This is a genomic window from Pseudomonas sp. GD03875 (assembly GCF_029840585.1).
Taxonomy (GTDB): Bacteria; Pseudomonadota; Gammaproteobacteria; order Pseudomonadales; family Pseudomonadaceae; genus Aquipseudomonas; species Aquipseudomonas paralcaligenes.
The window spans coordinates 23,703-50,192 of sequence record NZ_JAOCCV010000005.1 but is presented as its reverse complement, the minus strand read 5'-3'; the positions used below and the strand labels follow the sequence as shown (position 1 = coordinate 50,192).

24 protein-coding genes and 1 riboswitch are annotated in these 26,490 nt (G+C 70.0%); of the genes, 7 read left to right on the top strand and 17 right to left on the bottom strand.

Annotated features, from left to right (window positions below):
* Genes N5D30_RS05690 through cbiE form a run of 3 tightly spaced genes read right to left on the bottom strand, consistent with a single transcriptional unit; the run spans position 1 to position 2,644 of the window.
* Positions 1 to 714: a (2Fe-2S) ferredoxin domain-containing protein gene (locus N5D30_RS05690; protein WP_279908108.1), complete on the bottom strand. Its 714-nt coding sequence runs from the start codon at positions 712 to 714 to the stop codon at positions 1 to 3.
* Positions 711 to 1,445 (bottom strand): cobalt-precorrin-6A reductase, encoded by a 735-nt coding sequence (locus N5D30_RS05685; protein WP_279908107.1) that lies wholly within the window; start codon positions 1,443 to 1,445, stop codon positions 711 to 713. Before N5D30_RS05685 ends, N5D30_RS05690 begins: the two co-directional genes overlap by 4 nt.
* On the bottom strand, positions 1,442 to 2,644 hold the full coding sequence (gene cbiE / locus N5D30_RS05680; protein WP_279908106.1) for a precorrin-6y C5,15-methyltransferase (decarboxylating) subunit CbiE: 1,203 nt from the start codon (positions 2,642 to 2,644) through the stop codon (positions 1,442 to 1,444). Before cbiE ends, N5D30_RS05685 begins: the two co-directional genes overlap by 4 nt.
* A gap of 64 nt (positions 2,645 to 2,708) precedes the next feature.
* Positions 2,709 to 2,901, top strand: a riboswitch (cobalamin riboswitch).
* A 116-nt stretch (positions 2,902 to 3,017) separates the two neighbouring features.
* Between cbiE and cobG the strand changes: the two genes are divergently transcribed.
* The 4 genes from cobG (at position 3,018) to cobJ (ending at position 7,387) form a co-directional block, all read left to right on the top strand.
* Positions 3,018 to 4,289 (top strand): precorrin-3B synthase, encoded by a 1,272-nt coding sequence (cobG, locus tag N5D30_RS05675; protein WP_279908105.1) that lies wholly within the window; start codon positions 3,018 to 3,020, stop codon positions 4,287 to 4,289.
* On the top strand, positions 4,286 to 4,912 hold the full coding sequence (locus tag N5D30_RS05670; protein ID WP_279908104.1) for a precorrin-8X methylmutase: 627 nt from the start codon (positions 4,286 to 4,288) through the stop codon (positions 4,910 to 4,912). Before cobG ends, N5D30_RS05670 begins: the two co-directional genes overlap by 4 nt.
* Entirely contained in the window at positions 4,912 to 5,655 is a 744-nt protein-coding gene (locus N5D30_RS05665) for a precorrin-2 C(20)-methyltransferase (RefSeq protein ID WP_279908103.1), read from the top strand. The genes N5D30_RS05670 and N5D30_RS05665 overlap by 1 nt, the downstream gene beginning before the upstream one ends.
* 79 nt (positions 5,656 to 5,734) lie before the next feature.
* Positions 5,735 to 7,387, top strand: a complete 1,653-nt coding sequence (cobJ, locus tag N5D30_RS05660) for a precorrin-3B C(17)-methyltransferase (RefSeq protein WP_279908268.1) — start codon at positions 5,735 to 5,737, stop codon at positions 7,385 to 7,387.
* A 77-nt stretch (positions 7,388 to 7,464) separates the two neighbouring features.
* Here the strand turns inward: cobJ and N5D30_RS05655 are convergent, their stop codons facing one another.
* The 12 genes from N5D30_RS05655 to N5D30_RS05600 all read right to left on the bottom strand — a co-directional run bounded on the left by N5D30_RS05655 (position 7,465) and on the right by N5D30_RS05600 (position 22,924).
* Positions 7,465 to 7,956 carry a hypothetical protein gene (locus N5D30_RS05655; protein ID WP_279908102.1) on the bottom strand — a complete coding sequence of 164 codons (492 nt, stop codon included), beginning with the start codon at positions 7,954 to 7,956 and terminating at the stop codon, positions 7,465 to 7,467.
* Positions 7,957 to 8,073: 117 nt separating this feature from the next.
* Positions 8,074 to 8,868, bottom strand: coding sequence for a hypothetical protein (locus tag N5D30_RS05650; protein WP_279908101.1), 795 nt, complete (start codon positions 8,866 to 8,868; stop codon positions 8,074 to 8,076).
* Positions 8,865 to 9,449 (bottom strand): RNA polymerase sigma factor, encoded by a 585-nt coding sequence (locus tag N5D30_RS05645; RefSeq protein WP_279908100.1) that lies wholly within the window; start codon positions 9,447 to 9,449, stop codon positions 8,865 to 8,867. Before N5D30_RS05645 ends, N5D30_RS05650 begins: the two co-directional genes overlap by 4 nt.
* Positions 9,450 to 11,165 (bottom strand): VWA domain-containing protein, encoded by a 1,716-nt coding sequence (locus tag N5D30_RS05640; RefSeq protein ID WP_279908099.1) that lies wholly within the window; start codon positions 11,163 to 11,165, stop codon positions 9,450 to 9,452.
* 402 nt (positions 11,166 to 11,567) lie between these two features.
* Complete coding sequence (locus tag N5D30_RS05635) at positions 11,568 to 13,004, bottom strand: PLP-dependent aminotransferase family protein (RefSeq protein ID WP_220815620.1); 1,437 nt, start codon at positions 13,002 to 13,004, stop codon at positions 11,568 to 11,570.
* A 220-nt stretch (positions 13,005 to 13,224) separates the two neighbouring features.
* Entirely contained in the window at positions 13,225 to 14,043 is an 819-nt protein-coding gene (locus N5D30_RS05630; RefSeq protein WP_279908098.1) for an NAD(P)-dependent oxidoreductase, read from the bottom strand.
* 100 nt (positions 14,044 to 14,143) lie between these two features.
* Entirely contained in the window at positions 14,144 to 16,132 is a 1,989-nt protein-coding gene (atuF, locus tag N5D30_RS05625) for a geranyl-CoA carboxylase subunit apha (RefSeq protein ID WP_279908097.1), read from the bottom strand.
* A 229-nt stretch (positions 16,133 to 16,361) separates the two neighbouring features.
* Positions 16,362 to 17,156 carry an enoyl-CoA hydratase-related protein gene (locus tag N5D30_RS05620; protein ID WP_279908096.1) on the bottom strand — a complete coding sequence of 265 codons (795 nt, stop codon included), beginning with the start codon at positions 17,154 to 17,156 and terminating at the stop codon, positions 16,362 to 16,364.
* A 74-nt stretch (positions 17,157 to 17,230) separates the two neighbouring features.
* Positions 17,231 to 18,391, bottom strand: coding sequence for a citronellyl-CoA dehydrogenase (gene atuD, locus N5D30_RS05615; protein ID WP_279908095.1), 1,161 nt, complete (start codon positions 18,389 to 18,391; stop codon positions 17,231 to 17,233).
* A gap of 164 nt (positions 18,392 to 18,555) precedes the next feature.
* The gene (gene atuC / locus N5D30_RS05610; RefSeq protein WP_279908094.1) at positions 18,556 to 20,172 is read right to left on the bottom strand and encodes a geranyl-CoA carboxylase subunit beta; all 1,617 of its coding nucleotides are present in this window, start codon (positions 20,170 to 20,172) and stop codon (positions 18,556 to 18,558) included.
* Positions 20,173 to 20,175: 3 nt separating this feature from the next.
* Complete coding sequence (locus tag N5D30_RS05605; protein WP_279908093.1) at positions 20,176 to 21,039, bottom strand: SDR family oxidoreductase; 864 nt, start codon at positions 21,037 to 21,039, stop codon at positions 20,176 to 20,178.
* A 97-nt stretch (positions 21,040 to 21,136) separates the two neighbouring features.
* Positions 21,137 to 22,924: a DUF1446 domain-containing protein gene (locus tag N5D30_RS05600; protein WP_279908092.1), complete on the bottom strand. Its 1,788-nt coding sequence runs from the start codon at positions 22,922 to 22,924 to the stop codon at positions 21,137 to 21,139.
* A gap of 162 nt (positions 22,925 to 23,086) precedes the next feature.
* Here N5D30_RS05600 and N5D30_RS05595 point away from each other — a divergent pair, with 162 nt between their 5' ends.
* From N5D30_RS05595 to N5D30_RS05585, 3 genes are all read left to right on the top strand, one after another.
* Positions 23,087 to 23,710, top strand: a complete 624-nt coding sequence (locus tag N5D30_RS05595; protein WP_279908267.1) for a TetR/AcrR family transcriptional regulator — start codon at positions 23,087 to 23,089, stop codon at positions 23,708 to 23,710.
* A gap of 93 nt (positions 23,711 to 23,803) precedes the next feature.
* Positions 23,804 to 24,607, top strand: a complete 804-nt coding sequence (locus N5D30_RS05590) for a transporter substrate-binding domain-containing protein (protein ID WP_279908091.1) — start codon at positions 23,804 to 23,806, stop codon at positions 24,605 to 24,607.
* Positions 24,608 to 24,669: 62 nt separating this feature from the next.
* Complete coding sequence (locus tag N5D30_RS05585; protein WP_279908090.1) at positions 24,670 to 25,491, top strand: amino acid ABC transporter substrate-binding protein; 822 nt, start codon at positions 24,670 to 24,672, stop codon at positions 25,489 to 25,491.
* Here the strand turns inward: N5D30_RS05585 and N5D30_RS05580 are convergent.
* Complete coding sequence (locus N5D30_RS05580) at positions 25,442 to 26,203, bottom strand: CPBP family intramembrane metalloprotease (RefSeq protein WP_279908089.1); 762 nt, start codon at positions 26,201 to 26,203, stop codon at positions 25,442 to 25,444. The two genes, N5D30_RS05585 and N5D30_RS05580, sit on opposite strands and share 50 nt — an antisense overlap.
* A gap of 22 nt (positions 26,204 to 26,225) precedes the next feature.
* Entirely contained in the window at positions 26,226 to 26,393 is a 168-nt protein-coding gene (locus tag N5D30_RS05575; RefSeq protein ID WP_220815630.1) for a DUF2897 family protein, read from the bottom strand.
* Between the last annotated feature and the right edge of the window lie 97 nt (positions 26,394 to 26,490).

The window sequence follows — 26,490 nt, the reverse complement described above, 5'->3', positions numbered from 1 at the left end:
CTACGCGCGCATGATCAGCTCCGGCACCGCGCGCTCCTCGACGAAGCGCTCGCGCACCAGGCGCTTCACCTCGTCCGCATCGCGTATCCGGTACCACTCGCCCGGCGGGTAGACGCTCAGGGTTGGCCCCTGGTCGCAGGGGAACTGGCACTGGGTGCGGGTGATGTGCACGCCGTCTTCGGTTTCCAGCCGGCCCGCCGCCTTCAGCTCCTCGCGCAGCAGTTTCCACAGCGGCAGGGCGCCGCGACGGGTGCAGCGCGGGCCGCTGCACAGCAGCACGCGATAGCGGTGCGGCGGGATGCACGACCAGCTGTGGCGCTCCGGCAGTTGCGGCACCTCCACGCAGCCCAGGTGCCGCTCCGGCTTCACGATCAGTTCGGCCAGCGCCGCCACGTCCTCGGCATTGCCGGCGCAGACGAATACGTCGCTCGCATACTCACCGGCCAATGCCTGCAGCTCGCCGCGCAGCCAGTCCAGATGCGGGCTGCCGCCGAGCGGGTCGAGGTCGACCAGCAGCAGCGGCAGCTCGCCGGCTGCCAGACACTGCCGTACTTGCGCCCACAGCGGCTCGTAGCCGGCGTCGGTATCGAACAGGTCGTCCAGCACGGCGGCGCCGAAGCGCTCGGCCAACTGATGGCGGATCAGCTCGGCGAAGCTGCCGCTATCGAGGTCGGGTCCGGCGAACAGCACGCGGGCGTAGTTTTCGGTCTTCATGAGGTCTCTCGGAGCAGGGGCCGCAGCGCCTGCCACAGGTCTTCGGGATCGGCGAAGCTGCGCTCCACCTCGGGCAGTTCGGGGCGCGCCAGCAGCAATACCGGCAGGCCGCACTCGCGGGCCACCTGCAGCTTGGCCTCGGTGGCCGCGCCGCCGCTGTTCTTGCTCACCAGCGCGTCGAAACCCTCGGCGGCGAACAGCGCGCGCTCGTCGTCCAGCGCGAAGGGGCCGCGGGCGGCGATGCAGCGGGCGCGCGGGTGCTCGGGCTGGGCATCGAGCAGGCGCAGGGTCCAGAACTGCCCCGCGGGTATTTCGTCGAGGTGGGCCAGCGGTTCGCGGCCCAGGGTGAAGAAGGGCTTGCGGAAGGGCGCCAGGGCCCGGACCAGAGCGGCCCAGTCGGCTACCTCGCGCCAGTCGTCGCCGGGGCCGGGTCGCCAGCCGGGGCGGCGTAGGGCCCAGCAGGGCACCCCGGCCAGGCACGCGGCAGTGGCGGCGTTGGCGCTGATCCGCGCCGCATAGGGATGGGTGACATCCAGCAGCAGGTCGAAGCCCTCGCCACGGATGAAGCCGGCCAGCCCCTCGGCGCCGCCAAAGCCGCCCACCCGCACCCGGCAGCCTAGGTCTTCCGGCACCTTGCCCAGCCCGGCCAGGCTGTACAGGTGCTCCGGCCCCAGGCGACGGGCCAGGCGCAGGGCGTCGCCGACGCCGCCGAGCAGCAGCACGCGGGTCACGGCTTGTGTACTTCCAGCAGGGTGATCGGCAGGGCGCTGCGCCAGGTGTCGAAGCCGCCCAGGGGCCGGGCCTGGGCCACGCTCAGGCGGATCAGTTCGCCACCGTGCCGTTCGCGGAAGGCCACAAGCGCGGCCTCGCTCTGCAGGGTCACGGCATTGGCGACCAGCCGGCCGCCGGGCTGGAGCGCCTGCCAGCATTGCTCCAGCACGCCGGGCACGGTCACGCCACCGCCGATGAAGATGGCGTCGGGCCGCTCCAGCCCTTCCAGCGCCTCCGGTACATGGCCGGCCAGCAGTTGCAGCTGCGGTACGCCGAGCGCGTCGCGGTTGTGCGCGATCAGCCCCTGGCGCCCTTCGTCCGCCTCGATGGCGATGGCCCGGCAGCTCGGGTGGCTGTGCAGCCACTCGATGCCGATCGAGCCGCAGCCGGCGCCCACGTCCCACAGCAGCTCGCCGGGGCGCGGCGCCAGGCGTGCCAGGGTGACGGCGCGTACGTCGCGCTTGGTCAGCTGGCCGTCGTGGCGGTAGGCCTCGTCGGGCAGGCCGACTGTCAGCGGCAACGGCCGGGTGCCGGCATCGGCGCGGCACTCGACGGCGAGCAGGTTGAGCGCGGCGGCTTGCTCCAGGCTCCATCCCTCGGCCAGGCCGTCGACGCGCCGCTCCAGCGGGCCGCCCAGGTGCTCCAGTACGCTCAGGCGGCTGGCGCCGAAGCCGCGTTCGCGCAGCAGGGCGGCGATGGCGGCGGGGCTGACGCCGTCGTTGCACAGGATCAGCAGGCGCCGGCCCGGGTGCAGGTGCGCGGCGATGGCGGCCAGCGGCCGCGCCACCACCGACAGCAGGGTCGTGTCCTGCAGCGGCCAGCCCAGCCGGGCGGCGGCCAGGGAACAGGAGGAGGGCGCCGGCAGCACCCGCATCTCGCCCTCGTCCAACTGCCGCGCCAGGCTGGCGCCGACGCCGAACAGCATGGGATCGCCGCTGGCCAGCACGCAGGTCGGTGTGCCGCGCCGCTGCAGCACCGGCGCCAGGCCGAAGGGGCTCGGCCAGGCCTCGCGCGGGGCGCGGATGCACGGGGGCAGCAGCTCCAGCTGGCGCGGGGCACCGACGATGCGCTCCGCCGCCAGCAGGGCGCGCCGTGCCGCCTTGCCCAGGCCGGCGTAGCCGTCCTCGCCTATGCCCACCACCGTCAGCCAGGCCGTCATGTGTGTCTCCTCGATGCCTTGCGGGGCGACGCGCGGGGCTTGGCCCGGCGTCGTGAAAAGCGGGCATAATAGCGCCTTCGTCGGTGCCCGGCCCCTCGGGGGTACGTGGGCCTAAGAGGGAACACGGTCGAGCCGTGGCTGCCCCCGCAACTGTAAGCAGCGAGTCGCTCCACACAGGCGCCACTGAGCAATCGGGAAGGCCGTGGGGCGACGAGGACCTGCCAGCCAGGAGACCTGCCGACGACGCTGTCGCGAGTGCCAACATCGGGCGGGGTGTACCGATGCCAAGGAGCCTTCCGGTTCCGCTGGTTCGGTCGCCGCGTCGTTCGTAGCCGGTGACCGCTTGCAGCCCGAATCTTCCCCTGTCGCCTTCGTGCCAAGGCCCTCCGCCTGTCCGGGCCTGTGGCGCATCGTGCCCGCGCGCGACGGTGGCATCTGTCGGGTCAAGCTGCCCGGCGGGCGGCTGACCGGCGAGCAGGCGCGCGCCGTGGCCGAGGTCGCGCGGCGTTGCGCCGGCGGCGTGCTGGAGCTGACCAACCGCAGCAACCTGCAGATTCGCGGTGTGCGCGAGGCCTGCCACGAACAGCTGGTGCGGCGCCTGCTCGACGCCGGCCTCGGCCCGCGCCACGCGGCGGCCGACGATGTGCGCAACCTGCTGATCAGCCCCGCCGCCGGCCGCGACCCGGCCGCCCACCTGGACACCCGGCCCCTGGCCGAACGACTGCTGGCGCTGCTGCAGGACACCCCCGCCTTCCACGGCCTGTCCGCCAAGTTCGCCCTGCAGCTGGACGGCGGCGAGGCCCTGGCCATGCTCGACCACCCCCACGACCTCTGGCTCGGCGCCTTGCCCGGCGGCACGCGGATGGCCTTCGGCCTGGCGGGGTGTCCGCGCCGTGGCGCGCTGGGCGTGGTCGAGCTGGAGCGGGTGCCGGCGCTGGTGGAGGCGCTGCTGAACCTGTTCCTCGAACTGGCCGGCGAGCGCACGCGCATGCGCCAGCTGCTGGCGGACATGCCGGTGGCAGACTTCCTCGCTCGCCTGCCGTTCGCCCTGCAAGACCCGCCGCCGACCTTCGCCCCCGTGGCGATGGACGGCGCGCCGCTGGGCATCCATGCCCAGGCCCAGCCAAACCGCGCGATGCTGCTGGCCGGCGCGCCGCTGGGGCGCCTGCACGCCGACCAGTTGCAGGCACTGGCCGACCTGACCGGAGCCGAGGGCAGCGACGAGCTGCGCCTGACGCCCTGGCAGGGCGTGCTGCTGCCGGATGTGGTGGTCGAGCGCCAGGCTGCCGTGGCCCGGGCCATGGCCGATATCGGCCTGGTGCTGGACGCCCGCGCGCCGCTGGCCCGCCTGCTCGCCTGCAGCGGCACCGCCGGCTGCGCCAGGGCCGAGGCGGACACCAAGGCCGACGCCCTGCGCCTGGCCGCGCGGCTGGGGGCGGACGGCCCGGCCCAGATGCACCTGTGCGGCTGCCCGCGCAGCTGCGCCGCCGCCCATGTTGCGCCCTACACCCTGCTGGCCCGCTCCGGCGGGCGCTATGACCTCTATCGACGCGAGCGGGACCAGGCCGGATTCGGCCGACTGCTGGCGTCGTCCCTCGACATCGACCAGGCCGGCGAACGCCTGGCCACAGGAACACCCGAATGATCGATTACATCCGCGACGGTCAGGAGATCTATCGCCAGTCCTTCGCCACCATCCGCGCCGAGGCCGACCTGAGCGCCATCCCGGCCGATCTGGAAAAGCTTGCCGTGCGCCTGATCCACGCCTGCGGCATGGTCGACGTGGTGCAGGACCTGCGCTTCTCGACCGGCGCCGGCGCGGCCGGTCGCGCGGCCCTGGCCGCCGGCGCGCCGATCCTCTGCGACGCGCGCATGGTGGCCGAGGGCATCACCCGCGCGCGCCTGCCGGCTGCCAACCCGGTGATCTGCACCCTCAATGAAGCGGATGTGCCGCAACGGGCCCGCGAGCTGGGCAACACCCGCTCGGCGGTGGCCCTGGAGCATTGGCGCGAGCATCTGCAGGGCAGCGTGGTGGTGATCGGCAACGCGCCGACCGCGCTGTTCTACCTGCTGGAAATGCTCGACGCCGGCGCGCCGAAGCCGGCGCTGATCCTCGGCATGCCGGTGGGCTTCATCGGCGCCGCCGAATCCAAGGACTTGCTCGCCGCCGACAGCCGCGGCGTGCCCTACGTGATCGTGCGTGGCCGCCGTGGGGGCAGCGCCATGGCCGCCGCCGCGGTCAACGCCCTGGCCTCGGAGGTGGAGTGATGCGTAAGGGACGTCTGCTCGGCCTCGGCGTCGGCCCCGGCGACCCGGAGCTGATCACCCTCAAGGCCCTGCGCCTGCTGCAGTCGGCGCCGGTGGTGGGCTACTTCGTGGCCAAGGCCAAGGCGAGCAAGGGTCTGGGCGGCAACGCCTTCGGCATCATCGAGCGGCACCTGACCGAGGCGCAGCGGCGCCTGCCGCTGGTCTACCCGGTGACCACCGAGAAGCTCGAACCGCCGCTCTCCTACGAGGATGTGATCGCCGACTTCTACGACACCTGCGCCGCGCAGATCGCCCTGGAGCTGGACGCCGGCCGCGACGTGGCGGTGATCTGCGAGGGCGACCCGTTCTTCTACGGCTCCTACATGTACCTGCACGACCGCCTGGCCGAGCGCTACGAGGTGGAGGTGGTGCCCGGCGTGTGCTCCATGCTCGGCTGCGCCTCGGTACTGGGCACGCCGCTGGTGTACCGCAACCAGTCGCTCAGCGTGCTCTCCGGCGTGCTGCCGGAGGAGGAACTGGAGCAGCGCCTGCGCAATGCCGAGGCCGCCGTGGTGATGAAGCTCGGGCGCAACTTCGACAAGGTGCGCCGCGTGCTGCAACGTCTCGGCCTGGCCGAGCGCGCCCACTACGTGGAGCGCGCCACCATGGACAACCAGCACATCGTGCCGCTGGATGAGGTGGACCCGCTGGCCTCGCCCTATTTCTCCATGATCCTGGTGCCGGGGGAGAAGTGGCGTGGCTGAGTCGACCACCGGTGGGAGCGGCCTTGGCCGCGATGACGGCGAGTGTGGAGCGATCGCGGCCGAGGCCGCTTCCACGGGCATTAGTCCCGCCATCGTCATCCTCGGCGCATCGGCGCTGGCCACCGCGCGCCGGGTGCGCGAGCGCTACCCCAGGGCGCGTATCCATGGGCTGAGCGGGCGGGTGGCAGAAGTCGACCAGATCTACCGCGAATTCGCCGAACACCTGCGCGGCCTGTACCGCGCCGGCACGCCGATCATCGCCCTGTGCGCCGCCGGCATCGTCATCCGCAGCCTGGCGCCGGTGCTGGCGGAGAAGGGCGCCGAGCCGCCGGTGCTGGCCCTGGCCGAGGACGGCAGCGCCGTGGTGCCGCTGCTCGGCGGCCTGGACGGGGTCAACCGCCTGGCCCGCGAACTGGGCGACTGGCTGGCGGTGGCGCCGGCCATCACCACCAGCGGCGAGCTGCGCTTCGGCACCTGCCTGCTCGACCCGCCGCCCGGCTACGTCCTGGCTGACCTGGAGCGGGGCAAGCGGCTGGTCAGCGACCTGCTCGGCGGTGCGCGCCTGCGCGTCGAGGGCGAGGCGCCCTGGTTGGCGCGGGCCGACCTGCCGCTGCATCCCGAGGGCGAGCGCTGCGTGCGCGTCGACGTGTCCGCCGCGGGCGATGACGATGCGCTGCTGATCCATCCGCGCCGGCTGCTGGCGCGCTGCACCGGAGGCGACGACGATCTCGCGCGGCGCTTGCGCGAGGCGCTGGCCGCAGCCGGCCTGGCCGAGGCGGCGCTGGCCGCGCTGCTGGTCGAGGGCGAAGGGCGCGCGCTGCCGCAGGCCGAGCAGGCCGCCCGGGAGCTGAGCGTGCCGCTGCGCTTCATCGAGTCGGACACGGCATTGCCGCAGGCCTGCCACGAGGCACCGGGGCTGAGCCTGCACCTGGCCGACAGCCCGCAAGCCGCTGCCGCTATCGGCCGACCACGCGGCCGGCTCAGCGTGATCGGCATCGGCCCGGGCTGCGCCGAGCTGATGGCGCCGGCCGTGCGCCAGGCACTGGACGCGGCCGAGGAAGTGCTCGGCTACGAGACCTACGTGACCATGGCCGGACCCTACCGCGCCGACCAGTGCCTGCACGCCAGCGACAACCGAGAGGAACTGCAGCGCGCCGCCCATGCCTTCGAGCTGGCGGCCGGGGGACGGCGGGTGGTGATGGTGTCCTCCGGCGACCCCGGCGTGTTCGCCATGGCCGCCGCGGTGATGGAGGCGCTGGAGGGCTCGGTCGATCCGTGCTGGCAGGGCGTGGAGCTGGAGGTGCTGCCCGGCATCTCCGCCGCCCTGGCCACCGCCGCCAGGGCCGGCGCGCCGCTGGGCCACGACTTCTGCCTGATCTCCCTGTCCGACAACCTCAAGCCCTGGGCGGTGATCGAACGGCGCCTGCAGCACGCGGCGGCGGCCGACCTGGCGATGGCCTTCTACAACCCGATCTCCCGGGCACGCCCCTGGCAGCTCGGCCGCGCCCTCGACCTGCTGCGCCAGCACCGCGAACCGCAGACCCTGGTGGTGCTCGGCCGCGATATCGGCCGCCCGGCCGAGGCTCTGCGCGTGCTCACCCTGGGCGAGCTGACCCCGGAGCAGGTGGACATGCGCACCCTGGTGATCGTTGGCTCCAGCCAGACCCGGCGCTTCCCGCGCCAGGGCGGCGGCGAGTGGGTCTACACGCCGAGGTGGTACCCGGCAACGTAGGGTGCGTGGGGCCGCCCAGGCTGTGCGCACCGACGTTTTTTCCGAGGTGGTCCCACCCAGGAGCGCCGGGAGCGGCCTCAGTTGCGGAATTCGATCTGCAGCTCGGCGCCTTCCACGGAGTCCCAGTAGTCGTCGCCCCGGTCGTTGGTGATCAGGCGGCCGTTCAACTGGTAGGGGCCGGGCTTGGTCGGCTTTTCCATGAACATCGGCGGCAATACCGGCTTGGGCGGCTCGACGGGTTCGCCCGGCTCCAGCCCCTGAACCAGTTCCTCAGGCAGGTGCAGGTCGAGCTTCACCGGCGGCAGCGGCACCTTGACGGCAGGGGACACGGCCGACTTGGCGGCGGGCTTGGGCGCCGGCTTGGTGGGTTTGGGCGGCGCGGGCGCCGGTTTGGGCGCAGGTTTTTCCTCCGCCTTCTTCGCGGCGGGCGGTGGCGGAGTCGGCGCGCTTTTCTCGGGCCGGGCTTCGGCCTGTTTCCGAGGCGCCTCGGACGGAGGCTTGGGCGGCTCGTCGCAGGCCGCCAGCAGGCCGAGGGCCAGGAGCAGGGGGAGTGCGTGGAAAACTTTCATGGCGGACAGGTTTTCATGTCGATGCCCCATGCTCGCGCTTGAAGTGCGCCGTGGCAAGACCGTCGGATTACGCCATATTGCACCGCAGCGGCCATGCCGGGACATGGCCGCTGCGGATCAGCGCTCGTCTTTGAGCAGGCGTTCGAGCTCGGTGTCTAGGTCCTGGCGCGGGTACTCCTGCCGCAGCTCGGCGAGCAACCGGTCGGCCTGTTCGCGCTGGCCTTCCTCGCGCAGGCGCAGCACCTGGCGCAGGCGCTCTTCCAGCGGCGGGGGCTCTTCGGCCAGTGCCTGTGTGCTCGCTCCAGAGTGCGATCGTGCTTCGGCCTGTGCCGCCTCTACCTGTGCTTTGGCAATGGCCTGCGCCTTGGTCTTGGCCTCTAGGCGCGCCTCGGTGCCGGGCTTCGCCGGCTTGGCCGCATCGGCCATCGGCGCCGGTGCCATCGGTCGGGGCGCGGCAGCCGGCGGCGAGATCGGGAGGGCGGTGTCCGACTCGGCAAGTGCCCGCTCGGCCGGTGCCGGTTCGGCCTGGACGTACTCGCGTGCGCGGCTGTGCCGCTGCGCCTCCATGGCCGGTGCCACCTCGCGCAGGACCGGCGCCGGGGCGCTGGCCGCTGCCGGTGCGGGGGCGTCGTAGGCCTGCGGCAGGCGGTCCCGGGTGTTCAGGGCCAGGTTGAGGCCGATGCCGAACACCGCCAGGCCCGCCACCGCCATGGACCAGCGGGTGCGGCTGCCGGCGCCGAACAGCCAGGCGTGCAGGCGTTGCGCCGTGCTCGGCTTCGACTGGGCCAGTGCCTCGCGGGCGGCGGCGATGATCCGCGCGTCCATGGCGGCCGAGGGCTCGCCCTGGGCGTGCTGGCGAAAATGCTCCAGCAGCTGCCGTTCCTGCTGCAGTTCGCTGTCGTGTTGGCTCATGCGGATACCTCCTCGGCCGAAACCGGATCGGCCAGCAGCCGACGTAACTTGTTCAGCGCGTAGCGCAGGCGGCTCTTCACGGTTTCCGCCGGCGTCCGGGTGAGTTCGGCGATCTGGTGCAGTTCGAGGTCGCCGTGGGCGCGCAGCAGGAACACCTCGCGCTGTTCCTCGGGCAGGTCGGCCAGCGCCGCCTGCAGGCGTTCCTGATCGCGGCTCAGCACCAGCTGCTGCTCCGGGCCGGGGCCCGGGTCGGCACTGGCGTGGCGCGTCTCGTCGTACTCATCGAGCTTTCCCTGATGACGCCCGCTCTTGCGCCAGTGGTCGATCAGGCGGTTGCGCGCGATCTGGTACAGCCAGGTCTTGAACAGCACCGCCTCGCGCTGTTCGCTGGCGCTGCGGATCAGGCTCATCCAGGTGTCTTGGAACACCTCCTCGGCCAGCGCGTGGTCGCCGCACAGGCCGAGCAGGAAGCGGAACAGGCCGAGGCGGTGGCGCTCGTAGAGCGTGGCGAAGGCCGCCGCGTCGCCGTTGCGATAACGCCGCAGCAGCGCGGCGTCATCGTCTTGCAGTGGGAGGTTCAATTAGTCGGCCCTGACTTGAACGGTTTGTGGAGTTTGCAGGCTCTGGGCCAATTCGACCAGTTGCACGAACTCGCCGCGCAGGCCGAACGGGTCATCGCCCCGGGCGCCGCGGGCCAGCGTGGCGCTGTCGGCCAGGGAGAAGGCGCCGGTGTACTGGCCGCCGCGCAGCTGCTGGGCGAAGGCCGCCACCGCCGCGGCGAAGCGCAGGTCGTCGCTGGCCTGGGCGATGGGGGTCGCCTTGCCCTTGACGATGGACCGCTCCATCAGCTTGCTGGCGCCGCCCTCCGGTGCCTTATAGCGCAGGCGCAGCCAGGCGATCTCGCCGGGTTTGTCCTGGTCGCCGGCGGCGCGGGCATAGCGCAGCGGTTCCAGCCAGCCCTTGGCGCCTACCGGCACTACCTCGTACAGCGCGGTGACCGTGTGCCCGGCGCCGATCTCGCCGGCGTCGACCTTGTCGTTGGCGAAGTCCTCGCGCTTCAGGGCACGGTTCTCGTAGCCCAGCAGGCGGTACTCGCTGACCTCGGCCGGGTTGAACTCGACCTGGATCTTCACGTCCTTGGCCACCACCGCCAGGGTCGAGCTGAGCTGGTCGACCAGCACCTTGCGCGCCTCGCGCAGGTTGTCGATGTAGGCGTAGTTGCCGTCGCCGGCGTCGGCCAGCTGTTCCATCAGCTGCTCGTTGTAGTTGCCCGCGCCGAAGCCCAGGGTGGTCAGCGACACGCCGGTCTTGCGCTTGTCGGCGGCCAGTTGCTTGAGCGTCTCGAAGTCGCTGATACCGACGTTGAAGTCGCCATCGGTGGCCAGCAGGATACGGTTGATGCCGTCCTTCAGCAGGCCTTTCTGCGCCTCCTGGTAGGCCAGCTGGATGCCGGATTCGCCGGCGGTGGAGCCACCTGCGCTGAGCCGGTCGATTGCGGCGCGGATCTTCGCCTTCTCGCTGCCGGCGGTGGATTCCAGCACCACGCTGGAGGTGCCGGCGTAGGTGACCAGGGCCACCCGGTCCTGCGGGCGCAGCTGGTCGACCAGCAGCTTGAGAGTGGCCTGGACCATCGGCAGGCCTTCGCGGCGGTCCATGGAGCCGGAGACGTCGACCAGGAACACCAGGTTGGCCGGCGGCAGCTCGGCGACGCTCAGGTCGGCGGCCTTGATCGCCACCCGCAGCAGGCGGGTCTCGGGGTTCCAGGGCGTGGTCGCCAGTTCGGTGGCGACGCTGAACGGCACGTCGCCCTCGGGCTTGGGATAGGCATAGGGGAAGTAGTTGACCAGCTCCTCCAGGCGCACCGCGTCCCTGGGCGGCAGGCTGCCGTCGTTGAGGAAGCGGCGCACGTTGGCGTAGGCGCCGGTGTCCACGTCGATGCTGAAGGTCGACACCGGCTGTTCGGCCACGGCCTGCACCGGATTGGCCTCGATCTTCTGGTATTGCTCGCGGTGGGCGTCCCGGTAGCCGAAGCCGGCGCCATCGCTCATCGGCGCCGGGGCGATCATCGGCGCGGCATAGGGCATGGCCTTGCGCACTTCCCGGGCCCTGGCAGCGGCCGGGGCGGCCTGCTCCTGCAGCCGTTCGTGGGTGGCGACGGGTTCGGCGGCCTGGGGTACGGCCTGGGGGGCGACCACGCTGGGCGTGGCCTCGTCGTGGGAGGCGCTGCAGGCGGCCAGCGCCAGGGCCAGGGTGGCGCCGAAGCCGGCGAGCAGGGGTTGCGGGGCGATGCGGGACATGGCGGGGTCTCCTCGGGCGAACAGTCCATTCGCCCGGGTAGACGTAGCCGCCGGCGACTTCGGGTTAGCAGGTCTTTGAAAAGGCCATGTACCCGTTACGTGTTGCAGACGCTACAGCCGCCCTGCGGAAGCGGCCTGCCTGGGAGCCGGTAGGGTGGTTGGGTCGCAGGCCATAACCCATCAGCGCGCCCACCAGCCTCTCTATCTGAACACTGCAGCTGCCTGCCCCTGGATTCCCGCATGCGCGGGAATGACGGTTCCGGAAGAAACTCCGCCCACCTCGTCATCCCCGCGCAGGCGGGGACCCAGAAGAGCTCAGGGCACTACAGCATCTAACGTGGACATAGCCTTTGAAAAACTACCTGCGTTGCTGGCAATACAGCCTGCCTCGCCTGCAGCCCGTCAAGCGCCCTGGCTTTCCGCGCAGAGCTGGCGAACCAGCATGCCCAGGGTCATCATCGCCCGTTCGGATTCGCGGTTCCACGGGATGCCGCAGGTCAGCCGCAGGCAGTTGTTGAACTGCTCGGTGTTACTGAAGATCAGCCCCGGCGCGATGCTAATGCCCTGCTGCAGCGCCCGCACGTGCAGCTCCTGGGCGCTGACCTTGCCGGGCAGGCTGACCCAGAGGATGAAGCCGCCGTGCGGCCGGGTCATCTGTGTGCCTTCCGGGAAGTGCTGCTGCACCGCCAGCTGGTAGGCGGTCATGTTCTTGCGGTACTCCTGGCGGATGTGCCGCAGGTGGCGGTCGTAGCCGCCGTTCTCCAGATAGGCGGCCACACCCATCTGGGTCACGCTGCAGGCCGAGTGGGTGCTGAAGGTCTGCAGGCGCTCCACTTCTTCCTGGTAGCGACCGGCGATGATCCAGCCGATGCGCACGCCCGGCGACAGGGTCTTGGAGAAGCTGGAGCAGTACACCACCTGGTCGTCGCGATCATGGGCCTTGAGCGCTTTGCTGCGCCCCGGCTCGAACAGCAGCTCGCCGTAGATGTCGTCCTCGATCACCCGGATGCCGTGGTCGGCGGTCAGGCGCAGCAGCTGCTTCTGGCGGTCCTCGGGGATGCTGCCGCCGAGCGGGTTGGACAGGCGCGCGGTAAGCACCAGCGCCTTGATCGGCCACTGGTTGGCGGCCAGCTGCAGTGCTTCCAGGCTGAGACCGATGGTCGGGTCGCTGGGAATCTCGATGACCTTGAGGCCGAGCACTTCCGCCAGTTGCAGCAGGCCGTAGTAGGTCGGCGACTCGGCGGCGATCAGGTCGCCGGGCTGGGTCAGCACGCGCAGGGCCATGTGGATGGCGTCCACGCAGCCGTGGGTGATCACCACCTCGGAAGGGTCCACCGCCACGCCGGCATCGCGCATGCGGATCGCCACCTGGCGGCGCAGCGGCTCGTAGCCGGGGCTGAACATGTAGCTGAAGGCGCGCGGACTCTGGAAGCGGGTGACCTTGGCCAGTTGCTGGTGCAGCGAGCGCACCGGCAGGTAGTCCACGTGCGGCACGGCCGCGCCGAGCGGAAACACGCCGTCCTGGCGCGAATCGTTGAGCACCTGGCTGATGATGCTGCTGCGGGTGACCATGGCGGGGCGCTCGACCCGCGCGATGTCCGGCGTCGAGGCGGTGAGACCGGCGCTCTGGTGCACGTAGAAGCCGGACTGCGGACGAGCGCGGATCAGACCCATATCTTCAAGATTGGCGTAGGCCTGCAGCACGGTGGCATGGCTGACGCTGAGCTGGGAGCTCATCTTGCGCACCGACGGCACCCGCTCGCCGGGCTGGTAGACGCCACGGCGGATATCCTCGGCCAGCAACTGGGCGATGCGCTGATAGAGCAACAAGCTGGTCATTACAAGGTTCCTTACGCGACTGAACCGTAACAGTAGCCAAATTCCGGACGACCGGATCGGTACAGTGAAACAATATGCCGACGGTACAGTTGCGTCTGTTACGGAGCAGATACGGTCGACCGGCGCCGACCGGGTGATTGGGGAATGGGACTGCGGGAGGGCGGGGGCGTTCCGTGACGCGGGAGGACCGGGGGCGGGCGCCCCCGGCGGGTGCAGCGGGTCAGTCGACGAACAGGTCGGTCATCAGCTTGCTGGACGGGTCGAAGCGGTACTGCTCGAAGTCCTCCTGGCCCTGCTCGCGGAGGATTTCCTCGTCCAGCAGCAGGCGGCCGCTGATGCTGCGCTCGCTGCTCGCGAGGATGGCGCAGGCGGCGTCGGCCATGATCGCCGGCAGGCGCGCGGCCTTCATCACCGCCGGGCCGCCGGCCTCGTACTCGATGGCGGCGGTGGCGATCACCGTCTTCGGCCACAGCGAGTTGACGCTGATGCCGTACTTGCGGAATTCCTCGTGCATGCCCAGCGTCAGCATGCTCATGCCGTACTTGGTGGTGGTGTACGGGCTGTAGCTGGAGAACCACTGGGGCGCGAGGTTGAGCGGCGGCGACAGGCTGAGGATGTGCCCGTGGCTCTGCTTGAGGTAGGGCAGGGCGGCCTGGCTGCAGACCATCACCGCGCGGGTGTTGATCTGGAACATCAGGTCGTAGCGCTTCGGCTCCAGCTGCTCGACGCCGACCAGGCGGATCGCCCCGGCGTTGTTGACCACGGCGTCGATGCCGCCGAAGTGGGCCGCGGCCTGGGCCATGGCGGCCTTCACCGCGCCCTCGTCACGCACGTCCAGCTGCAGGGCCAGGGCCTTGCCGCCGGCCTCTTCGACTTCCGCCGCCACCGTGTGGATGGTGCCGGGCAGCTTGGGATGGGGCTCGGCGCTCTTCGCCGCGATGACGATGTTGGCGCCCTGGGCGGCGGCCTTGAGGGCGATCTCGCGGCCGATGCCGCGGCTGGCGCCGGTGATGAACAGGGTCTTGCCTTGCAGGGACATGGGCATTTTCCTTGGCTCGTTTGAAATCGTGTGAGAGCGGCCTTGGCCGCGATGCCTGACTGCGACCTGCATCGCGGCCAAGGCCGCTCCCACCGGGGTGTCACGCTTCGGTCGCTTCGACCTCCACCAGCAACTGGCGGCTCTTCACCTGGTCGCCCTGGCTGACCTGGACGCGGCGGATCACGCCGTCCATGCCGGCCTTGAGCGGGTGCTCCATCTTCATCGCTTCCAGCACCACCAGCAGCTGGCCCTTGCTGACCTGCTCGCCCTCGGCCACCAGCACCTCGACGATGGCGCCGTCCATCGGCGCCTTGATCGTGCCGGTGCCGGCGGCATTCTGCCCGCCGGCCGGGGCATGGGTGACGTCGGCGAATTCCAGGTTGCCGCCACGGCCGTACAGCCAGACCCGCTCGCCGTCCCGGTGGTAGGCCAGGCGGCGGCGCACGCCGTCCAGTTCCAGGGTGGCCCAGCGGCCGTCGGCGGCCAGCAGGCGCAGCTCGACGGACTGCTCGCCGACCTGCGCGCGCAGCCGCGGCTGGGCGCCGACCTCCAGCACCTGCAGCTCCACCGCGTGCTTGTGCTCGCCCTGCTTGAGGACGAAGCGCCAGGGCGCGCCGCCGCTGTTGCGCCAGCCGGACAGGCCCGGCTGGTGGGCACGGGCGTCGGCACTGGCCTGGTAGAGCAGGACGCAGGCGGCGGCCAGTTCGGGCGCGGCCGGGGCCTGCGGGCTCAGGCTCGGGTCGTCGGCGAAGTGCTCGGCGATGAAGGCGGTGGTGGCGTTGCCGGCCGCGAATTCCGGGTGAGCCAACAGGTTGGCGAGGAAGCGCTGGTTGCCGTTGACGCCCAGCAGCACGCAGTCCTCCACGGCGCGCACCAGCTTGCGCCGGGCCTCGTCGCGGGTGGCGCCATAGGCGATCACCTTGGCCAGCATCGGGTCGTAGAAGGGCGTCACGGCCTGGCCCTCGACCAGGCCGTGGTCGACGCGGATGCCATCCAGCAGGGCCGGCTCCCAGCGCAGCACGTCGCCGGTTTGGGGCAGGAAGCCGTTGGCCGAGTCCTCGGCGTACAGGCGCACCTCGATGGCGTGGCCTTCCAGGCGGATGTCCTCCTGCCCGAGCGGCAGCGGCTGGCCTTCGGCGACGCGAATCTGCCAGGCCACCAGGTCCTGGCCGGTGATCAGCTCGGTGACCGGGTGCTCCACCTGCAGGCGGGTGTTCATCTCCAGGAAGTAGAAGGCACCGGAGCCGTCCAGCAGGAACTCCACGGTGCCGGCGCCGACGTACTCGACCCGCGCCGCCGCCTTGACCGCCGCCTCGCCCATGGCCCGGCGCAGCTCGGGCGTCATCACCGGGCAGGGCGCTTCCTCCACCACCTTCTGGTGGCGGCGCTGCACCGAGCAGTCGCGCTCGCCGAGGTAGACGATGTTGCCGTGGCGGTCGCCGAACACCTGGATTTCCACATGGCGCGGCTGGATCACCGCCTTTTCCAGGATCAGCTCGCCGGAGCCGAAGGCGTTCTGCGCCTCGGAGCGGGCAGTGCGAATCTGCGCGGCCAGTTCGGAAGCGTCCTGCACCAGGCGCATGCCGCGGCCGCCGCCGCCGGCGCTGGCCTTGATCATCAGCGGGTAGCCGATGCGCTCGGCCTCGCGGGCCAGGGTCTCGTCGTCCTGGGCCGCGCCCTCGTAGCCGGGGATGCAGGGCACGCCGGCCTCGAGCATGGCGATCTTCGACAGGCGCTTGCTGCCCATCAGGTGGATGGCTTCCACGGTCGGGCCGATGAAGACGATGCCGGCCGCCTCGCACGCGCGGGCGAACTCGGCGTTCTCGGAGAGGAAGCCGTAGCCGGGGTGGATGGCGTCGGCGCCGGTCTTGCGCGCCGCTTCGAGGATGGCGTCGATCACCAGGTAGGACTGGTTGACCTGGGCCGGGCCGATGCACACCGCCTCGTCGGCCAGTTGCACGTGGCGCGCGCCGGCGTCGGCCTCGGAATACACCGCCACGGTGCGGTAGCCGAGGTTCTGCGCGGTGCGCATCACCCGGCAGGCGATCTCGCCACGGTTGGCGATCAGGATCTTGTTGAATGCAGCCATGTTGTTGTTCTACTCCTGCCGGTCAAACCGCATCGGTCTGCGTAAGGTGGATCGCGCTTTATCGATCCACCGGGCGGTGTTCTGGTGGATGTAGCAAGCGATATCCACCCTACGAGCTGTTCCCCTCTCCCTCTGGGAGAGGGGCCAGGGGTGAGGGTGTTTCAGGCTGCTCCGAGCCGCCTGCGGTCCCCTCGCCCCAGCCCTCTCCCGGAGGGAGAGGGCGTTGATCTCACTCAGCCCACTTGGGCTTGCGCTTCTGCACGAAGGCCATGGTGCCTTCCACGCCTTCCTCGCCCAGCACCGCCTCGGCGAACAGGCCGGCGGCGTGGTCGAGCAGGTTGCCGAGCACTTCATGCTCGGTGGCCAGCAGCAGCGCCTTGGTCGCCGCGTTGGCCCCTGGCGCGCACTGGCGTACCTGCCGCAGGCATTCGGCGAGGCGGTCGACCACGGCCTGGTCATCGGCCTCGCTGAAATGCACCAGGCCCAGGCGCAGGGCCTCGGCGCCGTCGAAGCGGGCGGCGGTGAGGGCCAGGCGGCGGGTCTGGGTCAGGCCGATGCGCTTGACTACGAAGGGCGCAATCTGCGCTGGCAGGATGCCCAGGCTGGTTTCCGGCAGGCCGAATTTCGCTTGGCTGTGGGCGATGGCGATATCGGAGACGCAGGCCAGGCCGAAGCCGCCGCCGAGCACCGCGCCTTCCAGCACGGCGACCAGCACCTGGGGCGCGGCCTGGGCTTCTTCCAGCAGGCTACCGAAGGCGCGGTTCAGTTCGCGGTAGGCGTCGCTACCTTTCGCTCTGGCTCCGGCCATGTCCTTGACGTCGCCACCGGCGCAGAAGTGGCCGCCGGCGCCGCGCAGCACCAGGGCGCGCACGCTCTGGTCAGTGCGCACTGAGCGCAGCACGGTGCGCAGTTCCTCGACCATCGCCAGGCTCATGGCGTTGCGGCTGTCCGGACGATTGAGGGTAACGTAGAGCACGCCGTCGGCCGGCTCCAGCAGCAGGGTTTCCGTGTTTGGTAGAGACATCGCCATCGCTCCGTTGAGGTAGGGCGGGTGGAACCCGCGTCGTGATCGGCGCGGGTTTCACCCGCCCTACGGCCTCAGCCCTTTTTCTTGCCGGGCAGAATGCCCATCAGCTTGCAGATGATGCCGAGCATGATCTCGTCGGCGCCGCCGCCGATGCTGACCAGGCGCACGTCGCGGTAGGCGCGCGACACCGGGTTGTCCCACATAAAGCCCATGCCGCCCCAGTACTGCAGGCAGGCATCGCTGACCTCGCGGCCCAGGCGCCCGGCCTTGAGCTTGGCCATGGAGGCCAGCTTGGTCACGTCCTTGCCGTTCACGTACAGCTCGGTGGCCTGGTAGACCAGCGCGCGCAGGGCCTCTACCTCGCTCTGCAGCTCGGCCATGCGGAAGTGGATGACCTGGTTGTCGATCAGCGCCTGGCCGAAGGTCTTGCGCTCCTTGCAGTAGGCGATGGTGCTGTCGATGCAGTGCTCCAGGCCCTTGATCATGTTGGCCGCGCCGAACATGCGTTCCTCCTGGAACTGCAGCATCTGCATCATGAAGCCCGCGCCTTCGGCGCCGATGCGGTTGCGCTGGGGCACGCGCACGTTGTCGAAGAACACCTGGGCGGTCTCCGAGCTGCGCATGCCGAGCTTGTCCAGGTGCGGGCTGACGCTGATGCCCGGGCTGTTCATCGGCACCACGATCAGCGACTTGTTGACGTGGGGCTTGTCGTCGCTGGTGTTGGCCAGCAGGCAGATGAAGTCGGCCGACGGCGAGTTGGTGATCCACATCTTGCTGCCGTTGATGATGTAGTCGTCGCCGTCCTTGCGCGCGCTGGTCTTCAGCCCGGCCACGTCGGAGCCGGCACCGACCTCGGAGACGCCGATGCAGCCGACCATCTCGCCGGCGATGGCCGGGCGGAGGAATTCCTCGCGCAGTTCGTCGGAGCCGAAGCGCGCCAGCGCCGGGGTACACATGTCGGTCTGCACGCCGATGGACATGGGGATGCCGCCGCAGTGGATGGTGCCGAATTCCTCGGCGGCGACGATCGAGTAGCTGTAGTCCAGGCCCATGCCGCCGAACTTCTCCGGCTTGGAGATGCCCAGCAGGCCGAGGTCGCCGGCCTTCTTGAAGATGTCGTGGATGGGGAAGCGACCGTCCTTCTCCCACTGGTCGACGTGGGGGTTGATCTCGTGCTCGACGAAGTTGCGCACGGTGCGGCGGAGTTCTTCGTGTTCCTGGGTGAAGATCATCTTGTTGTTCTCCTCGTTCTAACTCCCTCTCCCTTTGGGAGAGGGCTGGGGTGAGGGTGGAAGGGGCCAATCCCTCACCCTGACCCTCTCCCGGAGGGAGAGGGAAGTGTTGTAGGGCGGGTGAAACCCGCGCCGGGGGCACGCGGGTTGCACCCGCCCTACGGTCAGAAGCGGGCCACGCCGAAGCTGCTGGGTTTGAGCGGCCGCATTTGCGCCTCGGCGCAGATGTCCAGCAGCAGGCCGAGCAGGGCGCGGGTGTCGCGTGGGTCGATCAGGCCGTCGTCCCACAGGCTGGCGGTGCCGTACAGCGCGGTGGACTGGCTGTCGAGCTTCTGCGCGGTGGCCATTTCCAGCATGTCGAGCATCTTCGGGTCGGCCTCCTTGCCTTCCTTGCGGTGTTTCTCCTCGGTGACGATGCGCAGCACCTTGCCGGCCTGGGCGCCGCCCATCACCGCGGTGCGACTGTTGGGCCAGGCGAAGATGAAGCGCGGGTCGAGGCCGCGGCCGCACATGGCATAGTTGCCCGCGCCGTAGGAACCGCCGACCACGATGGTCAGCTTGGGCACGGTGGCGTTGGCCACCGCCTGGATCATCTTCGAGCCGTGCTTGATCACACCCAGTTGCTCGGACTCGGTGCCGACCATGAAGCCGGTGGTGTTGTGCAGGAACAGGATCGGCGTGTTGCTCTGCTCGCACAGCTGGATGAACTGGGCGGCCTTGGCCGCGCCCCTCGGAGTGATCGGCCCGTTGTTGCCGATTAGGCCGCAGGGCTGGCCCTCGATCTGCAGGTGGCCGCAGACGGTCTGGCTGTCGAACTCATGCTTGAAGTCGAGGAACTCCGAGCCGTCGGCGATGCGGGCTACGATCTCGCGCACGTCGTAGGGTTTCTTGGCGTCCGCCGGGACCACGCCGAGCAGCTCGTGGGCCGGGTACAGCGGCTCGCGCCAGGTGCGCTGCTCGCGCACCGGCAGCTGGGCGTTCCACGGCAGCATGCCGAGGATTTCGCGGGCCAGGCGTACGCCGTCGGCGTCGTTCTCGGCCAGGTACTCGGCGGTGCCGGCGACCTGGGCGTGCATCTCGGCGCCGCCCAGCTCCTCGTCGGTGGCGATCTCCCCGGTGGCAGCCTTGAGCAGCGGCGGGCCGGCGAGGAACATCTTGGCCTTGCCACGCACCACCACCACGTAGTCGGACAGGCCTGGTTGATAGGCCCCGCCGGCGGTGCTGGAGCCGTGTACCACGGTGATCTGCGGGATGCCCGCGGCAGACAGGCGCGCCTGGTTGGCGAAGGCGCGGGCGCCCTCGACGAAGATGTCGGCGGCGTAGGTCAGGTTGGCGCCGCCGCTCTCGGCCAGGGTGATCACGGGCAACCGGTTCTCGGCGGCGATCTGCTGCAGGCGCAGGGACTTGCGCAGGCCGGTGGGGGAGATGGTGCCGCCCTTGATCGCACTGTTGCTGGCGCTGACCAGGCAGCGCACCCCGGCCACGTAGCCGATGCCGGCGATGATGCCGCCGCCGGCCTGGGTGCCGTCCTTGTCGTCGTGCAGCTTGTAGCCGGCCAGGGAGCAGAGTTCGAGGAACGGGCTGCCCGGGTCGAGCAGCAGGTTGAGGCGCTCGCGCGGCAGCAGTTGGCCGCGCTTGTCGAACTTGGCCTTGGCCTCCGCCGCCTTGTCCAGCACCTTCTGCTCGACTTCGCGGAAGCTGGCGATGGCCGCCAGCATGGCCTCGCGGTTCTGCACGAAGGCGTCGCCGTGGACGTCGATTTCCGATTGGATCGCCGGCATCGCTTACTCCTTGAACACGTCGGGCACGTAGGCCCGGTGGAAGCCGTTGTAGGACTCGCTGGTCTTGGCCTTGCCCAGCGTCCAGGCGCGGGTGCCCTGGCTGGCGGCGCCGTCGATGCGGATGGTGTTGCCGCTGATGAAATTGGCCCCCGGCGACAACAGGAAGACGATGGCCGCCGCCACTTCCGACTCGGTGCCGATGCGCTGCAGCGGCACGTGGTCCTTGAGGTTGCGGATCATGTTCTTCATCGACTCGGGGTAGGTGTCCATACCGCTGGAGGCGATCCAGCCCGGTGCCACGGCATTGACCCTTACGCCGGCGTGGCCCCACTCGTAGGCGGCGGTCTTGGTGAAGTTCTCCATGCCCGCGCGCGCCGCGCCGGAGTGGCCCATGCCGGGCATGCCGCCCCACATGTCGGCGAGCATGTTGACGATGCTGCCGCCGTGCTTGCCCATGCACTGGGTGAAGACTTCGCGGGCCACCAGGAAGCCGCCGACCAGGTTGGTGCGCACCACGGTCTCGAAGCCTTTCTGGTTGATCGAGACGAGCGGGGCGGGGAACTGGCCGCCGGCGTTGTTGACCAGATGATGGATGCGCCCGCGCTCGGCCAGCACGCCGGCGACCATGGCCTTCACCGCCTCTTCCTCGCGGATGTCGCAGGCGGCGAAGCTGACGCTGCCACCGTCCTCGGCGATCTCGCCGGCGGTCTTCTCCAGCTTCTCCGGCTTGCGCCCGACCAGCACCACGTGGGCGCCCAGGTGGGCCAGCTCGTGGACCACGCAGCGGCCGATACCGCTGCCGCCGCCGGTGACCAGGATGGTCTGGCCGGCGAACAGGCCGGGTTTGAAGACTGAGTCGTATGCCATTGTCGTTATCCTTGTCGGTCTTTGTAGGAGCGGCCTTGGCCGCGATGCCTGCGTGCAGGCTCGATCGCGGCCGAGACCGCTCCCACAGGGGTTGCCGCTAAAGCCGATCGGCCAGGGCCTTGGGCACCGGCACCGGGAATTCCAGCAACTGCTGGGCGAAGGCCTTGCCCTGCGGGTCGATGCGCAGGCTGGCCACGCCGCCGCCGCCCAGGGCGTTCTCCAGCAGGAAGTTGAGGCTGTGGCTGCCCGGCAGGTACCAGCGCTCGACGCGGCCGACCTGTGGGTCGAGCACGTGGCTCATCCAGTCCACCACCGCCTCCTTGCCCAGCGCCTCGGCGATCCACGGCAGGTACTCGGGCCTTCTCGCCATCACGCCGATGTTGCTGTGGTTGCCCTTGTCGCCGGAGCGGGCCACGGCCAGCCTGACCAGCGGCACGCTGGTGTCGGCCTGGCCGGTGGTGGCGGGCAACGGAGCCTCGTCGGCGATGCGGGCTGGGTCGAATACATCGACCTCGGGCAGGGCGACCGGGATGTGCTCGCCGTCCAGCTCCACTTCCAGGGCGCAGGCGTCCTTGTCCACCAGGAAGCTGAACAGGCGGATCACCGGGTACACCGTGGGACGGCCGCCGACGATGCCGGTCAGGCCCGGCGCCATGCCGGTGGCGGCCTGGGCGATCTCGCGGGAGAACAGCACCAGCGCTTCCTTCTTGGCGTGGCGCACGGCGAGCTTGATCACCACCTCGCGGGTGTCCTTCCGCTGGGCGTGCGGGCCGTAGGTGGCCTCGGCGCCGAGCAGTTCGATGCTCACTTCGCGGTAGGGGCCCCAGCCGCGTTCGGCGAAGATTTCCTCGGTCTTGCGGATGATCGCCTGGCTGACCCGCTCGGCCTTGGCCACGGCATCGATGCCGGCGATCAGGCAGCTGGCGGTGCAGCGGAAACCGTCCGGATGGGTGGCGCTGACCTTGTATTGGCCGGTGGGCGGCAGGCCGCGGGCGCCCTTCAGCTCGACGCGGTTGGCGCCGACCTGGGTCAGCTGCACCTGGGTGAAGTCGCAGACCACGTCCGGCAGCAGGTAGGCGCGCGGGTCGCCGATCTCGTAGAGCATCTGCTCGCCCACCGACAGCACGCTGACCAGGCCGCCGCTGCCCTCGGGCTTGCCGACCACGAAGCTGGCGTCGGCGGCGACTTCCACCACCGGGAAGCCGATGTGCTCGTAGTCCGGCACGTCTCGCCAGTCGGTGAAGTTGCCGCCGGTGCACTGGGCGCCGCATTCGATGATATGGCCGGCCAACGCGGCCTGGGCCAGCTTGTCGTAATCGTTCCAGGCCCAACCGAATTCGTGGACCAGTGCCGCGCTGACCACCGCGCTGTCGACCACGCGGCCGGTGACGACGATATCGGCGCCGGCCTCCAGCGCCGCGACGATGCCCGGCGCGCCCAGGTAGGCGTTGACTGACACGCACATGGGCGGCAGCGGGGCACCGCTGAACATCTCCACGGTGCCGGCCTTGGCCAGCTCGCCCAGCCTGGGTTGCAGGTTGTCGCCGTGCAGCACGGCGATCTTCAGCTGCACGCCGGCCTTGTCGCAGGCGGCGGCCAGGGCGGCGGCGCAGGCCGCCGGGTTGACCCCGCCGGCGTTGCTGATGACGCGGATCCTTTTCGCGGCGATCTCGCCCAGCAGCGGCGCCAGCACCTCGACGAAGTCGGTGGCGTAGCCCTCGTCCGGCTTCTTCATCTTCGCCCCGGCCATGATCGACATGGTGATCTCGGCCAGATAGTCGAACACTAGGTAATCCAGTTCGGCGCCGCGCACCAGCTGGGCGGCGGCGGTGGAGGTGTCGCCCCAGAAGGCGGAGGCGCAGCCTATGCGTACGGTCTTGTTCATTGTCGTGAGTCCGCGCGGATGCCAGATGCTTCGCACACTACCAAGCAAGCGCTTGGTTGAAAAGCCTCCGCGTGCTTCTTTTTGCCCAAGCGCTTGCTCGGGAGGCCGCCAGGTCGCGTACAATCGCGGCGCAAGCGAGCGGCGAGTGGGGACGCGATGAGTCTGGACGAACGGAAAGCCCGAGAAGTGATGCAGAAGCTGGTGGCCGATGGTGGGCTGACCGACCCGGAGAGCGCCCGCGGCAAGCTGCTGCAGACCGCCGCCCACCTGTTCCGCAGCAAGGGCTACGAGCGCACCACGGTGCGCGACCTGGCCGGCGCCGTGGGCATCCAGTCCGGCAGCATCTTCCACCACTTCAAGAGCAAGGACGAAATCCTCAAGGCGGTGATGGAGGAGACCATCCTCTACAACACCGCACTGATGCGCGCCGCCCTGAGCGAGGCCAGCGGCCCGCGCGAGCGGGCGCTGGCGCTGATCCGCTGCGAGCTGCAGTCGATCATGGGCGGCACCGGCGAGGCCATGGGCGTGCTGGTGTACGAGTGGCGCTCGCTGTCCGAGGAGAGCCAGGCCTACATCCTCAGCCTGCGCGACACCTACGAGCAGATCTGGCTCGAGGTGCTCGGCGAGGCCCGCGCCGCCGGCCATTTCAAGGCCGATCCGTTCGTGCTGCGGCGCTTCCTCACGGGCGCGCTGAGCTGGACCACCACCTGGTTCCGCCCGGACGGCAAGATGAGCCTGGACCAGCTGGCCGAGGAAGCCCTGAATCTGGTGCTCAAGGAAGACTGACGGATAGGCTAAGCTGCTACCAGCACTGGCCCTGGTCGGTCGCGGCTGCAGGGAGGAGCCGGACACCTGGCTTCCTTCATCGAGGTAATCGCGTTGCGTGCGCTTTCCCGCCTGCTGCTGATGGTCCTGGTCTGTTGTGCCCCCCTGGTGGGTGCCGAGCAGCGCGTGCGCGTCGGCGCCTACCACTTCCCGCCCTACATCGCCAAGCCGGAGAGCGCGGCGCCCGAAGGCATGGTGCCCGAGCTGCTGGCGGCGCTGAACGCGGCCCAGGACGACTACCGTTTCGAACTGGTGCCGACCTCGGTGACCCGGCGCTACCGCGACTTCGTCCACGCCCGCTACGACCTGATCCTGTTCGAATCGCCGGACTGGGGCTGGCAGGACATCTCGCTGGACAAGCTCGATCTGCATATCGCCGACGCCGAGGTCTACGTGGCGCGCAAGGAGGAGGGCCGCGACCAGCGCTTCTTCGACCGCCTGGGCGGCAAGCGCATGGCCCTGTACAACGGCTATCACTACGGTTTCGCCGGCTACAACGCCGATCAGGACTACCTGACCCGCCAGTTCAACGCCGTACTCACCTATTCCCACGACAGCAACCTGCTGATGCTGCTGCACGGCCGTGTCGACCTCAGCGTGGTGGCCCGTTCCTATCTGCGCATCTACCAGCAGGAACACCCGCAGCAGGGCGAGCGGCTGCTGGCCTCGGAGCGCGCCGACCAGATCTACCACCACCACGCCCTGCTGCGCCCGCAGGGGCCGATCGACGCGAAGCGGCTGGACGCGCTGCTCCAGCGGCTGCGCGACAGCGGCCGGCTGGACGACCTGACCCGGCGCTACCACCTGCTGAGTGCAGCGGAGGCGGCCGGCTGGCGCGCCGATCCGATCCCCCACTAAGCGTTTACGCCGTCATGGCACTAGGCTAGTCTTCGATCAGCTTAGTTGCCTGTGAGGTCAACATGGATCGGCGTCGACAGGGATTGCTTGGCGCTTCGCTGATGCTGCTGGTGGCGTTGTCGAGCCCGGCCGTGGAGGCGGCGGAGGACATTCTGGTGGCCGCCGTGCACTTCCCTCCCTACGTGGTCAAGCCCGAGTCCGACCCGAACAGCGGCCTGCTCGGCGAACTGGTCGGCGCGCTCAACAAGGTGCAGAGCGAGCATCGCTTCGTCCCCCGCGCCACCTCGCTCAACCGCCGCTTCGACGACTTCCTCCAGGGGCGCATCCACCTGGCCATCTTCGAGAACCCCGACTGGAACTGGCAGGGCGTGCCCGGTACCCGCATCGACCTGGGTCTGGAAGACGCCGAGGTGCTGGTGGCCCGCGCCGAACCGGGGCGTGACCAGCACTACTTCGACAAGCTGATGGACAAGCGCATGGCGCTGTTCAACGGCTACCACTACGGCTTCGCCGGCTTCAACAACGATCCCAAGTGGCTGGAGAAGAATTTCAACGCGGTGCTCACCTACTCCCACGAGAGCAACCTCAAGCTGGTGCTGCGCGGGCGCGCCGACATCGCGCCGATCACCCGTTCCTGGCTGGGCGCGCGCCTGCGCGAGCAACCCCGGCTGCGCGAGGAGCTGCTGGTGTCGGACTGGGAGGACCAGCGCTACCGCCACTACGCGATCCTCCATCCGAGGGCGCCGATCAGCGCCGGGGAGTTCCGCGCCATCCTGCAGAAGCTGCGCCAGAGCGGCGAACTGGAGCGCATCTTCGCGCCCTACGGCATCGAGGTCAGCCAGACCGCAGCGGGTAGCTCAGCAGAAGCAGATGGAGCAGATTGACCGTGCCGTGCAGCGCCACGGCCGGCCATAGCCGACCGCTGAAGTGGAAGGCCAGGCCGTAGCCCAGGCCGGCCACCGTCGCGACCAGGGCGAACAGCGGGCTGAAGGGCACGTGCGCGGCGCCGAACAGCAGGGCGGTCAGCCCGATGCCGGCCAGGGCGCCGAGGCGCGCCACCAGCGCCGGCTGCAACCAGGCGCGAAACAGCAGCTCCTCGGCCAGTACCGCCACGCCCAGGTTGACCACCAGCCAGAGCCACAGCTGCGGCGGCCATTTCGGCTGCCAGCCGACCAGGCCGAGGGCCAGCGCCAGCAACGGCACCGCCAGCAGGGTGGCGAGCCCGGCGAACAGAGCCAGACGTGGGCGTACAGCCGGGCGCGGCGGCTGGCCCAGCCACCAGGCCAGCAGGGTCAGGCCCAGCAGCAGTTTGTCCCAGGACAGGTGCAGGGCGTAGGGCGGGGCGTCCGCGCTCAGGGCTTGGGCGGGCCACAACGGCGTCGGCTGGAAGCCGGGCAGCAGGTGGGCAGCCAGGGCCACGCCGCCGATCAGCCCGCCGCTCCACCACACGCCGCGTGGCAGCAGGCGTTCGCCGAACAGCACCCAGGCGATATAGCTGGTGCCCAGCGCCAGGCCCGCGGGCTCGACGAAGCCGAGCGCTAGGCCCATGCCGAGCGCCAGCACGGGCAGGAGCAGACGCAGGTGCAGCGGTGGCATACGACGTCCTTGTCGGCTGGGGTCAGCGGTCTTCCGCTTCCTTGGCGTCCATTTCCGCGTTGCGCTCGTGAATGCGCTTGAGCTGTTCCTCGGTCAGGGGCAGCTTGCGCGCGCTGTCGCGCAGCAACAGCAGACTGCCGACGATGGAGCCGAGGGCCAGGACGATGATCAACCAGGCATACCAGGGCATGGCCTTCTCCTCGAGGGGTGATGCTCCACCATAACGCCCGCTGTCACATGCCGGCAACCTGGCGTTGCTTGAATGCGTTGCGTCTGGCGCTTCGCTG

Bases quoted from the DNA above. Each gene is read 5' to 3' on its own strand.
- N5D30_RS05605 (WP_279908093.1), bottom strand. From the start codon at position 21,039: ATGGCATACGACTCAGTCTTCAAACCCGGCCTGTTCGCCGGCCAGACC.
- N5D30_RS05630 (WP_279908098.1), bottom strand. From the start codon at position 14,043: ATGTCCCTGCAAGGCAAGACCCTGTTCATCACCGGCGCCAGCCGCGGC.
- N5D30_RS05670 (WP_279908104.1), top strand. From the start codon at position 4,286: ATGATCGATTACATCCGCGACGGTCAGGAGATCTATCGCCAGTCCTTC.
- N5D30_RS05635 (WP_220815620.1), bottom strand. From the start codon at position 13,004: ATGACCAGCTTGTTGCTCTATCAGCGCATCGCCCAGTTGCTGGCCGAG.
- N5D30_RS05580 (WP_279908089.1), bottom strand. From the start codon at position 26,203: ATGCCACCGCTGCACCTGCGTCTGCTCCTGCCCGTGCTGGCGCTCGGC.
- cbiE (WP_279908106.1), bottom strand. From the start codon at position 2,644: ATGACGGCCTGGCTGACGGTGGTGGGCATAGGCGAGGACGGCTACGCC.
- N5D30_RS05600 (WP_279908092.1), bottom strand. From the start codon at position 22,924: ATGAACAAGACCGTACGCATAGGCTGCGCCTCCGCCTTCTGGGGCGAC.
- N5D30_RS05585 (WP_279908090.1), top strand. From the start codon at position 24,670: ATGGATCGGCGTCGACAGGGATTGCTTGGCGCTTCGCTGATGCTGCTG.
- N5D30_RS05575 (WP_220815630.1), bottom strand. From the start codon at position 26,393: ATGCCCTGGTATGCCTGGTTGATCATCGTCCTGGCCCTCGGCTCCATC.
- N5D30_RS05640 (WP_279908099.1), bottom strand. From the start codon at position 11,165: ATGTCCCGCATCGCCCCGCAACCCCTGCTCGCCGGCTTCGGCGCCACC.
- N5D30_RS05655 (WP_279908102.1), bottom strand. From the start codon at position 7,956: ATGAAAGTTTTCCACGCACTCCCCCTGCTCCTGGCCCTCGGCCTGCTG.
- N5D30_RS05665 (WP_279908103.1), top strand. From the start codon at position 4,912: ATGCGTAAGGGACGTCTGCTCGGCCTCGGCGTCGGCCCCGGCGACCCG.
- N5D30_RS05620 (WP_279908096.1), bottom strand. From the start codon at position 17,156: ATGTCTCTACCAAACACGGAAACCCTGCTGCTGGAGCCGGCCGACGGC.
- N5D30_RS05650 (WP_279908101.1), bottom strand. From the start codon at position 8,868: ATGAGCCAACACGACAGCGAACTGCAGCAGGAACGGCAGCTGCTGGAG.
- atuD (WP_279908095.1), bottom strand. From the start codon at position 18,391: ATGATCTTCACCCAGGAACACGAAGAACTCCGCCGCACCGTGCGCAAC.
- atuF (WP_279908097.1), bottom strand. From the start codon at position 16,132: ATGGCTGCATTCAACAAGATCCTGATCGCCAACCGTGGCGAGATCGCC.
- atuC (WP_279908094.1), bottom strand. From the start codon at position 20,172: ATGCCGGCGATCCAATCGGAAATCGACGTCCACGGCGACGCCTTCGTG.
- N5D30_RS05690 (WP_279908108.1), bottom strand. From the start codon at position 714: ATGAAGACCGAAAACTACGCCCGCGTGCTGTTCGCCGGACCCGACCTC.